Origin of the sequence: Pseudomonas savastanoi (genome assembly GCF_020917325.1) — a bacterium.
GTDB lineage: Bacteria > Pseudomonadota > Gammaproteobacteria > Pseudomonadales > Pseudomonadaceae > Aquipseudomonas > Aquipseudomonas amygdali.
Genome location: NZ_CP076652.1, coordinates 5015686 through 5030074 on the forward strand (window position 1 = coordinate 5015686; position 14389 = coordinate 5030074).

At 57.1% G+C, this 14389-nt stretch carries 11 protein-coding genes; 7 read left to right on the plus strand and 4 right to left on the minus strand.

Annotation, left to right across the window (positions count from 1 at the left end; genetic code table 11):
* The first annotated feature begins 5 nt into the window (after positions 1 to 5).
* The 5 genes from KP808_RS21270 to KP808_RS21290 all read left to right on the plus strand — a co-directional run bounded on the left by KP808_RS21270 (position 6) and on the right by KP808_RS21290 (position 5436).
* Positions 6 to 1016, plus strand: a complete 1011-nt coding sequence (locus KP808_RS21270) for an ABC transporter permease subunit (RefSeq protein ID WP_058400639.1) — start codon at positions 6 to 8, stop codon at positions 1014 to 1016.
* Positions 1017 to 1026: 10 nt separating this feature from the next.
* Positions 1027 to 1938 (plus strand): ABC transporter permease subunit, encoded by a 912-nt coding sequence (locus KP808_RS21275; protein WP_002555194.1) that lies wholly within the window; start codon positions 1027 to 1029, stop codon positions 1936 to 1938.
* Positions 1939 to 1948: 10 nt separating this feature from the next.
* Positions 1949 to 2917: an ABC transporter ATP-binding protein gene (locus KP808_RS21280; RefSeq protein WP_002555195.1), complete on the plus strand. Its 969-nt coding sequence runs from the start codon at positions 1949 to 1951 to the stop codon at positions 2915 to 2917.
* Positions 2917 to 3891 (plus strand): peptide ABC transporter ATP-binding protein, encoded by a 975-nt coding sequence (locus KP808_RS21285; RefSeq protein ID WP_230016822.1) that lies wholly within the window; start codon positions 2917 to 2919, stop codon positions 3889 to 3891. Before KP808_RS21280 ends, KP808_RS21285 begins: the two co-directional genes overlap by 1 nt.
* Before the next feature lie 193 nt (positions 3892 to 4084).
* Positions 4085 to 5436, plus strand: a protein-coding gene (locus KP808_RS21290; RefSeq protein ID WP_122259038.1) for an IS3 family transposase whose coding sequence is annotated in 2 segments (ribosomal slippage) — positions 4085 to 4544 and positions 4544 to 5436 — 1353 coding nt in all. Because the reading frame shifts where the segments join, the coding sequence is not laid out codon by codon here.
* A gap of 69 nt (positions 5437 to 5505) precedes the next feature.
* Here KP808_RS21290 and KP808_RS21295 read toward each other — a convergent pair.
* Positions 5506 to 8028 carry a PepSY domain-containing protein gene (locus KP808_RS21295; protein WP_230016823.1) on the minus strand — a complete coding sequence of 841 codons (2523 nt, stop codon included), beginning with the start codon at positions 8026 to 8028 and terminating at the stop codon, positions 5506 to 5508.
* Between the two features lie 344 nt (positions 8029 to 8372).
* Between KP808_RS21295 and KP808_RS21300 the strand changes: the two genes are divergently transcribed.
* On the plus strand, positions 8373 to 9617 hold the full coding sequence (locus KP808_RS21300) for an alpha-xenorhabdolysin family binary toxin subunit A (RefSeq protein ID WP_122259404.1): 1245 nt from the start codon (positions 8373 to 8375) through the stop codon (positions 9615 to 9617).
* A 7-nt stretch (positions 9618 to 9624) separates the two neighbouring features.
* A complete protein-coding gene (locus tag KP808_RS21305; RefSeq protein WP_230016824.1) occupies positions 9625 to 10617 on the plus strand; it encodes an alpha-xenorhabdolysin family binary toxin subunit B in 993 nt (330 codons plus the stop codon).
* A 224-nt stretch (positions 10618 to 10841) separates the two neighbouring features.
* Here the strand turns inward: KP808_RS21305 and KP808_RS21310 are convergent, their stop codons facing one another.
* The 3 genes from KP808_RS21310 to KP808_RS21320 form a co-directional block, all read right to left on the minus strand.
* Positions 10842 to 12005 carry a type III PLP-dependent enzyme gene (locus KP808_RS21310; RefSeq protein WP_005745335.1) on the minus strand — a complete coding sequence of 388 codons (1164 nt, stop codon included), beginning with the start codon at positions 12003 to 12005 and terminating at the stop codon, positions 10842 to 10844.
* Between the two features lie 559 nt (positions 12006 to 12564).
* Positions 12565 to 13731, minus strand: coding sequence for an osmoprotectant ABC transporter ATP-binding protein OsmV (locus KP808_RS21315; protein ID WP_122259403.1), 1167 nt, complete (start codon positions 13729 to 13731; stop codon positions 12565 to 12567).
* A complete protein-coding gene (locus KP808_RS21320; protein WP_005745339.1) occupies positions 13728 to 14381 on the minus strand; it encodes an ABC transporter permease in 654 nt (217 codons plus the stop codon). The genes KP808_RS21315 and KP808_RS21320 overlap by 4 nt, the downstream gene beginning before the upstream one ends.
* Positions 14382 to 14389 lie beyond the last annotated feature (8 nt).

Consider the following 14389-nt stretch of genomic DNA (forward strand, 5'->3'; position numbering starts at 1 on the left):
CCAAGATGTTTAGTTTTATCGCCCGCCGAGTGGGGTTGTTGATACCCACTTTCTTCGGCATCACCTTATTGACCTTCGCCCTGATTCGCCTGATTCCGGGCGACCCGGTCGAAGTCATGATGGGTGAGCGCCGGGTCGATCCGGAAATGCACGCTCAGGCCATGGAACGTCTTGGTCTGAATAAACCACTGTATGCCCAGTACATCGATTACATCGGCAAGCTCGCCCACGGCGACCTCGGTGAATCGCTGCGTACGCGTACCAGTGTCTGGAGCGAATTCACCTCGCTGTTCCCGGCAACCCTGGAGTTGTCGCTGGCGGCGCTGATTTTCGCGGGTATTCTCGGCCTGTTGGCCGGGGTGATCGCCGCACTCAAGCGAGGGTCCCTGTTCGACCATGGGGTCATGGGGATTTCCCTCGCCGGTTATTCCATGCCGATTTTCTGGTGGGGCCTGATCCTCATCATGTTCTTCTCGGTAACACTGGGCTGGACCCCGGTTTCCGGGCGAATCGACCTGCTGTACGACATTCCGCCAGTCACCGGCTTCATGCTGATCGACACCTTGCTCAGTGACGAACAGGGCGCGTTTCTCGATGCGTTGCATCACCTGATTCTTCCGGCCATCGTGCTGGGCACCATACCGCTGGCGGTAATCGCCCGGATGACCCGCTCATCGATGCTGGAAGTATTGCGTGAAGACTACGTGCGTACTGCACGGGCCAAAGGCCTGTCGCCGACTCGCGTGGTATTCGTTCACGGCCTGCGCAACGCGCTGATTCCAGTGCTGACCGTGTTCGGCCTGCAAATCGGCACACTGCTGGCCGGTGCGGTACTGACCGAAACGATCTTCTCGTGGCCCGGTATCGGCAAGTGGCTGATCGAAGCCATCGGCGCCCGGGACTATCCGGTCGTGCAAAACGGCATTCTGCTGATCGCCTGTCTGGTGATCCTGGTCAACTTCGTGGTGGATATCCTCTACGGCTTTGCCAACCCACGCATCCGTCATCAGCGCTGAGATCATCGATATGAGCACCCCTACTCCTGCGGTAGCAGTCGATCAAAGCCTGCTTTACCCATCCCCGTACAAAGAATTCTGGCAAGCGTTCTCGAAGAACAAAGGCGCGGTTGCCGGCCTGCTGTTCATGATCCTGATCGTGTTCTGCGCCCTGTTCGCCCCGTGGGTTGCACCCCATGATCCGAGCGAGCAATACCGTGATTTCCTGCTGACACCTCCGGTGTGGCTTGAAGGTGGTCAATGGCAATTCATCCTCGGCACCGACGAACTGGGCCGCGATCTGCTGTCGCGCCTGATCCAGGGTTCGCGCCTGTCGCTGCTGATCGGTCTGGCATCGGTGGTCATGTCGTTGATCCCCGGCATCCTGCTGGGCTTGCTGGCGGGCTTCTTCCCTCGCGTGCTCGGCCCTTCGGTGATGCGCCTGATGGACATCATGCTGGCCCTGCCATCGCTGCTGCTGGCTGTAGCCATCGTGGCAATTCTTGGCCCTGGCCTGATCAACACCGTGATCGCCATCGCCATTGTGTCGCTGCCTTCCTACGTACGTCTGACCCGCGCTGCGGTAATGGGCGAGCTGAACCGTGACTACGTGACGGCTGCGCGTCTGGCCGGTGCCACCCTGCCACGCCTGATGTTCATCACCGTGCTGCCCAACTGCATGGCACCGCTGATCGTTCAGGCAACGCTGAGTTTTTCCTCGGCCATTCTCGACGCCGCAGCGCTGGGCTTCCTGGGCCTTGGCGTACAACCGCCGACGCCTGAGTGGGGCACCATGCTCGCCTCGGCGCGCGACTACATCGAACGTGCCTGGTGGGTCGTCAGCCTGCCCGGTCTGACCATTTTGCTCAGCGTGCTGGCAATCAACCTGATGGGCGACGGTCTGCGCGATGCGCTGGACCCGAAACTCAAGAACGCCGCCTGAGGAGATTCGCATGTCACTTCTTGAAATCAAGAATCTCAACGTCCGCTTCGGCGACGCCAAGGCCGTACCTGTTGTGGACGGCCTGTCCCTGAGCGTCGAAAAAGGCGAAGTATTGGCCATCGTTGGCGAATCGGGGTCCGGTAAATCCGTGACCATGATGGCGCTGATGGGGCTGATCGATTCACCCGGCATCATCACCGCCGACGCGCTCAACTTCGACGGCAAGGACCTGCTCAAGCTGAACGCACGGCAGCGTCGTCGCATCATCGGCAAAGACCTGGCGATGGTTTTCCAGGACCCGATGACTGCGCTGAACCCCAGTTACACCGTGGGCTTCCAGATCGAGGAAGTGCTACGCCAGCACCTGAACATGTCGGGCAAGGCGGCACGCCAGCGCGCGCTGGAACTGCTGGAAAAGGTCGAAATCCCTGGTGCGGCTGCGCGCCTGAATGCCTACCCGCATCAACTGTCGGGCGGCATGAGTCAGCGTGTGGCAATTGCCATGGCCATCGCCGGCGAACCGAAACTGCTGATCGCCGACGAACCGACCACCGCGCTGGACGTGACCATTCAGGCGCAGATCATGGAGCTGTTGCTGAGCCTGCAAAAAGAGCAGGACATGGCGCTGGTGCTGATCACTCACGACCTGGCGGTAGTGGCTGAAACCGCGCAGCGCGTCTGTGTGATGTATGCCGGTCAGGCCGTCGAAGTCGGTCAGGTGCCGGGGCTGTTCGAGGTCCCTGCCCACCCGTACAGCGAAGCCTTGCTGGCTGCTATTCCCGAGCACAGCATGGGTGCCGAACGCCTCGCCACGCTGCCGGGCATGGTTCCGGGTCGCTATGACCGGCCACAGGGTTGCCTGCTTTCACCGCGCTGCCCGTATGTGCGCGACAACTGCCGGACCGAACGTCCTGGCCTGGACCCCAAGGCCCATAGCCTGGCGCGCTGCTTCTATCCCTTGAATCAGGAGGTGGCGTAATGAGCGTCGTACTTACCGCCCGCGACCTTACCCGTCACTACGAAGTCTCCCGAGGCCTGTTCAAAGGCACAGCGCTGGTGCGCGCGCTAAACGGTGTGTCCTTCGAACTGGAAGCCGGCAAGACCCTGGCTGTGGTCGGCGAGTCCGGCTGTGGCAAGTCGACGCTGGCCCGCGCGCTGACACTGATTGAAGAGCCTTCATCGGGTTCGCTGAAAATCGCCGGTCAGGAAGTGGCCGGTGCCAGCAAGTCCGAGCGCAAGCAGTTGCGCAAAGACGTGCAGATGGTATTTCAGAGCCCTTACGCGTCGCTCAACCCACGTCAGAAAGTCGGTGACCAGCTCGGCGAGCCGCTGTTGATCAACACCAAACTGTCGGCGGCAGAACGTCGGGAAAAAGTGCAGGCGATGATGGCTCAGGTCGGTTTGCGCCCCGAGCACTATCAGCGCTACCCGCACATGTTTTCCGGCGGTCAGCGTCAGCGTATCGCGCTGGCGCGGGCCATGATGCTGCAGCCCAAAGTGCTGGTCGCGGACGAACCGACTTCGGCGCTGGACGTGTCGATTCAGGCCCAGGTGCTGAACCTGTTCATGGATTTGCAGCAGGAATTCAACACCGCCTACGTGTTCATCTCCCACAACCTGTCGGTGGTGCGTCATGTCGCCGATACGGTATTGGTAATGTACCTGGGCCGGCCTGCGGAAATGGGTCCCAAGGAAGAGATCTACAACCGTCCGCTGCACCCTTACACTCAGGCACTGTTGTCAGCGACCCCGACCATCCACCCGGACCCGCTCAAACCGAAGATCAAGATCGTCGGCGAGCTGCCCAACCCGCTCAGCCCGCCAAGCGGCTGCGCTTTCCACAAGCGCTGCCCTTATGCGACCGAACGTTGCGCAACAGACGTACCGGAACTGCGCCTGGTGGATAACCGCCAGGTGGCCTGCCACTATGCCGAGCAATTTGTAGCGGCTTAAGCTAGAAGCTAGAAGCTAGAAGACTATCGTGCCCACGCTCCAGCGTGGGCACGCAGTTCTGGACGCTCTGCGTCCGGTTTTGAGTGTGCGGTGCGGCGCAGATTTGTGACGCAGAGCGTCACCCAAGGCATTCCCACGCTGGTGAACTGCCCCCAAGAAGTTGGACACCAATCCGACCTCATGGGGTGTTCAAATGGGTAAGTATTCAGAGCAGTTCAAGCTCACTGTCGTCAAAGCGTATCTTGAAGGCAACATGGGCTTTCGTATGGTAGCCCGCCAGTTCTCAATCGATTTCAGTCTGCTTCGACGCTGGGTCGCTAACTACAAGAGTCATGGTCACACCGGCCATCGCAAGCCTGGTCTTCGATACAGCGAAGCTTTCAAGCGCTCAGTGCTTGAACACAGGCGTGAACACAAGCTGTCGCTCCGTCAGGCCGCTGCGCATTTTGGTATCGGGGATCCCGGCCAAATAGTCATTTGGGAAAAGCGGCATTACAGTAGCGGTACAGCCCCGTATGTTCCTGCCAGAAGAAAGCCTGTCGCCATGCCAAAGAAGCCTTATCCCGCCAAACCAGTAACCGCCGACGATACGCAGAAGACGCGCGACCAGTTGATGAGCGAGCTTGAATATCTGCGCATGGAGAACGCTTACCTAAAAAAGTTGGAAGAGCTGAAGGAGCAGAAACGACGGCAACCGAAAAAGCCCTGATCATCAAGCAACTGAGAGGCCGGTTCCCGCTTTGCGCTCTGCTGAGGCTGGCGGGCTTGGCACGCAGCACGTTTTACTACCAGGTTCAGGTGCAATCCAGACCCGATCCCGATGCTGCTTTGAAACAGTTAATCGAAAGCATTTACCACGAGGAGAAAGGCCTTTATGGCGCTCGGCGTATCACGGCGGTCATTCGCAATGCAGGTATTTTGGTCAACAAGAAGGTTGTAGAACGACTGATGGCAGAACTGGGCCTGCGATCAGTGGTGCGCCCCAAAAAATACCGCTCCTATAAGGGCGTAATAGGAACCATTGCGCCGAATTTGCTGGAGCGCAATTTCAGCGCGCAACGCCCGAACCAGAAGTGGGTGACCGATGTGACTGAGTTCAAGGTAGGCAATCGAAAGCTGTATCTCTCACCCGTGATGGACTTGTACAACGGTGAAATCGTGGCGTATGAAGTGTCGACAAGGCCGAGCTTTGAGCTGGTCACCAGCATGCTGGACAAGGCGCTTCAGCAGTTGCAGGACGAGCCGAAGCTTGTGATGCACTCGGACCAGGGCTGGCAGTATCAACACGCGCAGTATCGCCATAAGCTATCGGTACGAGGCGTCAAACAAAGCATGTCCCGTAAGGGCAACTGCCTGGACAATGCGGCAATGGAAAGCTTTTTCGGTACACTGAAATCCGAGTTTTTCTACCTGAAACAGTTTGAAAGCATCGATGAGTTGAAAGCAGGTCTGGATGAGTACATCCACTACTACAACCATGACCGCATCAAGCTGAAGCTCAACGGCCAAAGCCCCGTAAAGTACAGGGCTCAGGCGGCAAGCTAAAACCGTCCAACTTTTGGGGGGCAGTTCACTGGAGCGTGAGGAACGATACCCTCAACTATCGTGCGATGCTTAATACACATCCCGCCGATAACGCCCTTCCTCGATCAATTCGCTGACCGCCTGCTCGCCCAGCACCTCGTTCAACACCTGATCCACGCCCGCCGCCATACCCAGCAAGCTGCCACAGATGTAAATCGCAGCCCCTTCGTCGAGCCATAGACGCAGTTCATCGGCCGCTTCGCGCAAGCGATCCTGCACGTAGATTTTCTCCGCCTGGTCACGTGAGAAGGCAAGATCCAGTCGATTCAGATGACCAGCCTCCAGCCAGTCCTCCAGTTCGTTACCACAATGAAAATCGTGGGCGCGGTTACGTTCGCCGAATAGCAGCCAGTTGCGCATCTGCCCTTGAGCGATGCGAGACTTGAGCAGACTGCGCAAACCGGCCAGCCCCGTACCATTGCCCAGCAGGATCAGCGGGACGGAATCGACAGGCAAATGAAAACTGCTATTGCGGCGCAAACGCAGACTGATCGCGCTGTCGAGGTCAGCATGGGTGGTCAGCCAGCCGGAGCCCAGCCCCAGACTGCCGTCAGGATGAACTTCCTGACGCACGATGAGTTGCAGACGTCCGTCTTCCGGAATCGAAGCGATCGAATATTCACGAGCAGATACCGGCGCCAGCGCGTCGATCAGCGCCTGCGCGTGCAGGCCGACCAGATGCGCACGATTGTGCGGCAGTTGGCGGGTTGCCAACGCCTGACTGAGCGGCTCCTGCAAGCCATCCACGGTTACCGGCGTGGCAGGATCGACACCCAGCCCGGCGAGAAAGGGTTCAATGACCTGCGCCGCATTGCGCGGCATCACCTCGACCAGATCCCCCGCCTGCCAGCTCGCTGACGTCGACGCTGTCAGGTCCAGCAGGTAAACCTTCGAACCACTGCTGCCCGGGTTCAAATGCTCGCGCCGCGCCAGCGTCCAGTTCTCGAACCCCGGTGCCTGCCAGTGCGTTGAAGGCACGGAGCCAGTCAATTGTCCCAGCTGCTGCTGCCAGTGTTGCAGGGCTGCTGGATCAGCGCTGTCCACTTCAACAGGCGGGAACAACGTGCGCCCGCCACGCTCAGCCAACCAGCCATGCAAACGATGGGCAAAACCGCAGAAATGCGGGTATTGACGATCGCCCAGGGCCAGAACGGCGTAATCGAGCTGCTTCAGTTCCAACGGACGGCCCAGCAACTTACGCTCGAAACCTCGCGCGCTATCGGGCGCCTCGCCCTCACCAAAGGTGCTGACGACGAACAGCGCCTTACGACTCTGACTGAAATCCTCTTCGGTCAAATCGCCCAGCCGCTTCACGCGCACAGACACTCCTGAAGCCTGCAACTGGCCAGCAGCCTGCCAGGCCAACTGCTCGGCAAAACCGCTCTGGCTGGCGAAACCTATCAGCCAGGAAGCAGCATCATCTGCTCCTTCACTCTGAACCTCGCCGCGCGCACTTCTGACAGCGCGCTGCTTGCGACGTCGATCCAGGTACAACAACCAGCCAGTGATAAAGAACAGCGGCATCATCAACGATGCAGCCGTCATGATGAGCCGACCGACGAGGCCGAAATAGCTGCCAACGTGCAGCGCATAGTTGCTGGCCAGCAATTGCGCGCCGAAACTGCGCTCTGCATAGCGCGAAACCGAGCTGACCTGACCGTTGGCCGGGTCAAGCGTGATGCTGTTCAAGGCCCGTGGATGAGGTGAGTCCTTGAGCAGGTAGAACACCGTGGCCGGTTGGCCGCCAGAAGCAGGCAAACGCAAGTTATAAGCACGTAGCTCAGGCCCGGCGGTTTTCTGCACACTGTCCCAGATGGCAGCATAATCAACCAGCAACGGCGCGGATTGGCTGGACGGGACCACAGGGGCTTTGCGCTGTACAGGCAGCGAATCTCCCAGCAGCCCGTTCAGACCATTGCTCACCCAGTCATAAGACCAGTTAAGGCCCGTGATCGCGAACAGCAGGTAGAACAACAGGCACCAGGTACCAAACACCGAATGCAGGTCCCAGTTGAAACTGCGGCCCTTTTTAGCCCAGTCCATCGTCAGCCAGACACGCCAGTTCAGCGCGTTGCGAGGCCAGCGCAGGTAGAGCCCGGACAGGCAGAAGAACACCAGAACCAGTGTGCAGGCCGCAGTGATCTGTTTACCCACCTCACCTGCTGCCAGATAACGATGCAGTTGCAGGACAAAGTCGAAAAAGCCCTCACCTACAGCATCGCCTTTCAGCTCGCCGGTATAGGGATCGAAATTGCGTTTGGGACCGCGCCGTTCGCCCGGCTCCGGTGTGAAATACACCTGAGCGGCACGATTGCCCAGCGTATCGACACGCAGAATAGCGACGGTCAGCCCGGTCGCCGCCTCCAGCCTGTGAACAAGCTCAATCGGTGGCAAGGTAGCCGTACGCTCCTGCACGAGCAGAACGTCTGGGTTCAGAACATCAAGAATTTCGTCTTCGAACGAATACAGCGCGCCGGTAATCCCCATGAGGGTCAGCACCAGACCTGCCGTGATCCCGAAGAACCAGTGCAGTTGGAACAAGACTTTCTTCAACGCCGACGCTCTCCCCTCTACAGGCTGCGGCGCGCAGTATGCTCCAACCGCGACGCATTCTCATCTTTAAATTGAGGCAGCGCGGGTTTTCCTGTTCATTCGCGCTGCTGACGGGAACAAAACCTATTTATTAAAAGCGTTGAATTTTATACATGTACCACCTCTGTTAAAAATGACCGTCGCCCACGGCAGACTGACTGTAAAGAGTTATTTATCTTACATCTTTAATCCATGTTTATGCTTTGACGCCCTCGCCCTTAAACCCCTAATCTTTTTCAACACGAGAACATCAACTTATTGAGGAGGTCAACATCTGTTCTCCCGGTGAAAATAAGGACATCCCCATGAACCCAATGTTTTATGACGTCATGCAGGCAGAACCGTTATCCGCAGACCCCAAGGCGGATGAGGCGATAAAAACGGCCGAACTGTTCGGTACGATGTCGTCTGCCAATGATAAGCACGTCACCCGCGCACCCGGTTTGATTCTGACCAAAGAACAGATTATCAACCTCAAGAAATATGAATTGGCGGGGCTCGCCCTGCCCATTGAACTGGAGGACATCATTGTTTATCTCGGCTATTCAAAAGGCGCCGGTGCAGGGCTTGAACCTGAAGACTTCCTGAAAAGTTTCAACCTTATCCACCGGCATGCGCGTCGCTGGAGTCCGCTGCGCACCGACCTTCTGGGCATAGGCAGCAAACTGAAGGTCTTTGCAGGCAAGATGCTGGTGTACGGCCAAAGCATGGAGGAGATCAACGGCGACGTCAGGGCCGGAAAAATCGTTGACCATCATCAGATCAAGACACTGGAGGATGTAAAACGCTTGAGTGTTGAACTGGGCAAGGACTTTCCGGGCATCGAACTGGACGAAAACGATAAGGAGATCACCCAGGAAATCGGCTCTCACCTCACCGATATACTGGACCTGATTACAGCCAATCTGGCCGATGCGCAAACCATCAAGAAGGAACTGGATCAGTTTGGCCTGGACCTGTCGCTGCATGTCGGGCCCGAGATACAGCGCAAAATGGTTGCCATCGACAACAGTTCACTGCCGGCCGACGTGGCGAAGCTGATCCTGGATATCGAACAGCGCGCAAAGGACATCGATGAAAAGAACAAAGAGTACAAAACGGTGGTACAACAATCGTTGAATTCGGTCAGTAGTTTGAACATTGTGGGCTTGGCATTGGGCATTTATTTCGGCGTCGAAGCCGAAAATGTCAGGGGCGCACGCAATGAATTAATGGCGCAACAAACCGCCGACATAGACACCTTGCAAGACAAGAACACTATTCTGGGCTCATTGAGCAGGGTAAAGTTTAATTTGCAGAACCTGGCAACGATTGTGGTCGATGCCGACGTGGCCACTAAAAACCTGATTACCGTATGGAACAAGCTGTTTTTGTTTATTGAAGCGTCTGCGGTATCGGCGTCCGAAATAAACGACGCCTTGTCTTTACGGCAATTTATGAATCACTTCAGACAAGTCGTTCACCCCTGGAAGACCATCGAAGTCGACTCGGACGCCTTGCTTAATGTGTTTAAGGAAGCCGATGAAGAATATAAACGGATTTATGGATAACTCGACAATGAAAAATACGTTCACGCCCAATGACACAGCCTTCGCTGGTCAAGTACCCGACCGCGATATCATGACTCGCAGTCTTCACCTCATGCGTAACAGTCTGGTAACGGCAGACCTTCTGTTTGCCAAGACCCAGTACCTGCCCAACCTTTATGAAAAGCTCGCACGCCTGAACATCCTGGCCGTCACTGAACAACAGCACCTCGGAGAACACACTGAACGGCTGATCATCGATATCGAGTCGAAGACCGCCCTGCTGAGGCAGTACGCTCAACCCTCCGCCACTCCCATCGATGCCGAAGAGCTGGAAGATATCGACGTTCAGTGTCAGCGCCTTGTGAACAATGCCGCTGGCACAGCCCAGCAACTGGCCAGTGCTCTGAGTGAAATGACACAAGGTATTGATCGACAGCAGACCGCTGAGTTTGCACAGAGTCTGCAAGGTGACATGGCAAAAGCAGGCACCAGACTCGACGCTTTACACACCGGCCTGGAGAAGTTGAAAGAAGAGCGTCAAGTGCTGAGCACCGCTATTGACGCCCTGGAAAGCAAGGGTGCGGCGAGTATTGCCAAGGACACGTTGATCACTGCGGAGAAGGTGCTGGGCCTGGGAATGCAGCCCCCTGAACTCGCCGTGATCATGCTGGCGCTCGAGCAAATGAAGGCGACCCTGGAAAAGGGTGAAGCGGGAATCAACCTCATCATGATGATCAAACGCCGTGATGGTTTTCGCGAGCGCATCAATGCCCTGTCCCAGCAACTGGCAAGCATGGACAAGGAAAAAATATCGCTCGCACAGCGCATTGAGCTGATTGAATGCTTCAACGCTTTTGACGAGCAGCGTGCCGCTTATGTCGAGCAATACCAGAAAATCAAAAACACTCTGGACAGCTTTCTGGTCGTCAACACCAAGGGTGCATCCGATGACAGGCAACGCAGCATGCGCCTGATCGAATCGGGCCAACAGTTGATCGGCTACTTGAACCGCATTCGCTGACGCCACCGAAGGCCACGTTGCAAGGGTAACGGCCTGTACGCCCTTGCAACCTGCGTTTATGCAGCTGCCGTTAAACGGCAGCCAAACAGCTATCAATTCAACGTGCGGGAAATTCAGCGTCTTTCAGAAGCGTTCGACACTGGACAGGATCTGACTGTCTGAACCCTGGATGACACGCAAAAAAAACCCGCGATCACTCGCGGGTTTTCATATCAGGACAACGCTTACAGATAGAACGATTTCAATGGCGGGAAGCCGTTGAATTCCACTGCGCTGTAGCTGGTGGTGTAGGCACCGGTCGACAACCAGTACATACGGTCACCGATGGCCAGGTTGAGTGGCAGGCCGTACTTGTAGTTCTCGTACATGATGTCGGCGCTGTCGCAGGTCGGGCCGGCAATGACCACTTCTTCCATTTCGCCCTTCTTCTCGGTCCAGATCGGAAACTTGATGGCTTCGTCCATGGTTTCGATCAGGCCGGAGAATTTGCCCACATCGGTGTACACCCAACGCTCGACCGCAGTACGCGACTTGCGCGCGACCAGCACGACTTCGCTGACCAGAATACCGGCGTTGGAGATCAGCGAACGGCCTGGCTCGAGAATGATTTCCGGCAGGTCATCGCCAAAGTCTTCCTTCAGGAAGCGGATGATCTCTTCAGCGTAGGTTTCCAGGCTGTTGGTGCGGGTGATGTAGTTGGCCGGGAAGCCGCCACCCATGTTGATCAGCTTGAGAACGATGCCGTCTTCTTCTTTCAGACGCTCGAAGATCACTTTGACCTTGGCGATGGCAGCATCCCAGACGCTGATGTCGCGCTGCTGCGAGCCGACGTGGAACGAGATGCCGTAAGGCACCAGACCCAGATCACGGGCAAGAATCAGCAGGTCCATGGCCATGTCGGTCTGGCAGCCGAACTTGCGCGACAGCGGCCAGTCGGCGGTGGTCGAGCCTTCGGTCAGAATACGCACGTAGACTTTCGCACCCGGCGCAGCCTTGGCAATGTTGCGCAGGTCCGCTTCCGAGTCGGTTGCGAACAGACGCACGCCCTTCTCGTAGAAATAGCGAATGTCCTTGGATTTCTTGATGGTGTTGCCGTAGCTGATGCGCTCCGGACCAACGCCACAGCTCATGACCTTGTCCAGCTCGTAGATCGACGCGATGTCGAAACTGGAACCCTTGTCCTTGAGCAGATTGATGACTTCGACGGCCGGGTTGGCTTTGACAGCGTAATAGACCTTGGCAAACTCGAAGCCCGCACGCAGGTCGTCGTAGGCTTTGCTGATGATGGCGGTATCAATGACCACGAACGGAGTTTCTTGCTTGTCAGCGAACGTCTTCATTTTCTTGAAGGTTTCGGCTGAATAGTAGTCTTCGACATTGATCGACATGCTGCTGGAACTCCTGATGGCAAGCGGTATTGGTAAATGGGTGCAAATGAACGCCCTCCGTATCCCCACTTTGGTTCGCCTACTTCCCAAGGCATGTCGCCGAAAGCAAAAAGGCCCTGAAGGGCTGCCTTCCTGGCCTTGCTGTCTCGTCGTCAGTACTTGAGCCGGATGGATCGTTTCCAGCATGGACGTTCGGCGCGAACTTTAGGACCTGAGGGGCCGGATATCAACAAAAAATGTCGCGTTTTTGCACAGAGTGCTTGAGTTGCCTTCCCAAGGACCTGTTTAACCGACCTGCATGACAGGCAGATGTTCCCCGCAGGGTAATAAGCGACTGAAAGGCGCTGGGCGATCCGACAGTTTTCAAACGCGAAGATCAGCCGTGAGCTTCGACAGGAGAATGGCTGACGACCGGTGATCGAATAGCTGTGGCTACTAGCCGTCTGGAAAACGGCCTGCACGGAACGATAAAGAGAGGGCTTGCGGATATTCGCGGTAAAACGGTGTGGAAAACACGATCAGCCCGACACCTTTGCGGCACCGGGCTGATCTTTCCAGACTATGCCTGTGCTTCGGCTGCAACGTCCGCAGGCGAAACAATACTGGTCTTCATACCACGCGAACGACCCGAGCTCAGGTAAGCCGCAATGGACTCCTGCGTCACTTCACCCAGGAACACGTTCTCGGCGTCCAGTACCGGCAGCCAGGCGCGGTTGAACTCGTACATGCGCGACAGCAGGATGCGCAAGTGCTCGTCGTAAGCGGCGGTTGCGTTGAACTCACGCAGGAACTGCGCGCACGTGCCCTGCTGGCGATGCAGGTCACGGCGACGTACGTAGCCCATTGCCTTGTTCTCGCTGTCGGTGACAACGATGTAGCGACGGTCATTTTCGTCCATCACGTCCAGCGCATCGGCCACCGGGGTTTCCGGGCTGACCGACGGTGCGTTGTCGGCGGCGTCTTCGGCTTTGACCAGCAGCAGGCGCTTGAGCGTGCTGTCCTGGCCGACGAAGCTGCTGACGAAGTCGTCAGCCGGATGTGCGAGCAAGGTGTCCGGGTGATCGATCTGCAGCAGTTTGCCGCCACGGAAGATAGCAATCTTGTCGCCCAGCTTGATGGCTTCATCAATGTCGTGGCTGACCATGATCACGGTCTTGTTCAGCGCGCGCTGCATCTCGAAGAACTCGTTCTGGATCATCTCACGGTTGATCGGGTCGACCGCACCGAACGGTTCGTCCATCAACAGCAGGGGTGCGTCTGCAGCCAGTGCACGGATCACGCCGATACGCTGTTGCTGACCACCGGACAATTCACGCGGGTAGCGATGCAGGTACTGCTTGGGCTCCAGCTTGATCATGCTCATCAGTTCACGGGCACGGTCATGGCAACGCTGCTTGTCCCAGCCGAGCAGCTTGGGCACCACCACGATGTTTTCTTCGATGGTCATGTTCGGGAACAGACCGATCTGCTGAATCACGTAGCCGATGTTGCGACGCAGGGTCACTTCGTCCAGATCAGTGGTGTCTTCGCCATTGATCAGCACTTTGCCGGAGGTCGGCATGATCAGGCGGTTGATCATTTTAAGCGTGGTGCTCTTGCCGCAGCCCGAGGGGCCGAGGAAGACGCAGATTTCGCCTTCGTTGACCGTGAGGCTGACCGAATCGACAGCCTTCACTTCTTTGCCGTTGCTCTGGAAAGTCTTGGAGAGGTTCTGGAGTTCGATCATTTCAGTAATCCTTTTGGAGTCAGCGTGCGTTGCAGCCATTGCAGGAGAAGGTCGGCGATGATGGCCAGAATGCTGACCAGTACCGCGCCGACGATCAGCATCGACATATCGCTGCGGCTGATAGAAGCAAGAATGAGTACACCTAGACCACCGGCACCGATGGTCGCGGCAATGGTCATGACACCGATATTCATCACCACGGCGGTGCGCACACCAGCGAGGATGACGGGTACGGCGATAGGTAGTTCAACCATGCGAAGGCGCTGGCCGAAGGTCATGCCGATGCCTTTGGCGGCCTCGCGGATACCCGGTTCGACGCCAGTCAGCGCCAGGTAGGTATTACGCATGATCGGCAGCAGCGAATAGAGAAACACTGCGGTAATAGCCGGCATCGGGCCAAGGCCCTGGCCGAATTTGGAGTAGAACGGCAGCAACAGGCCGAACAGGGCAATCGACGGCACGGTCAGCAATACCGTGGCGCTGGCCTGCAACGGGCCCGCCAGAGCCGGAAAACGTGTCATCAGGACGCCCAGTGGCACGCCGACGAGAATCGCCAGGGTCACGGCAATGCCCACCAGCGTAATGTGCTGCCAGGTCAGTTGCAGAACCTGTGCCCAGTCCAGATGGGAGAAGGCGCTCAAGAAACTCATATCGTCTC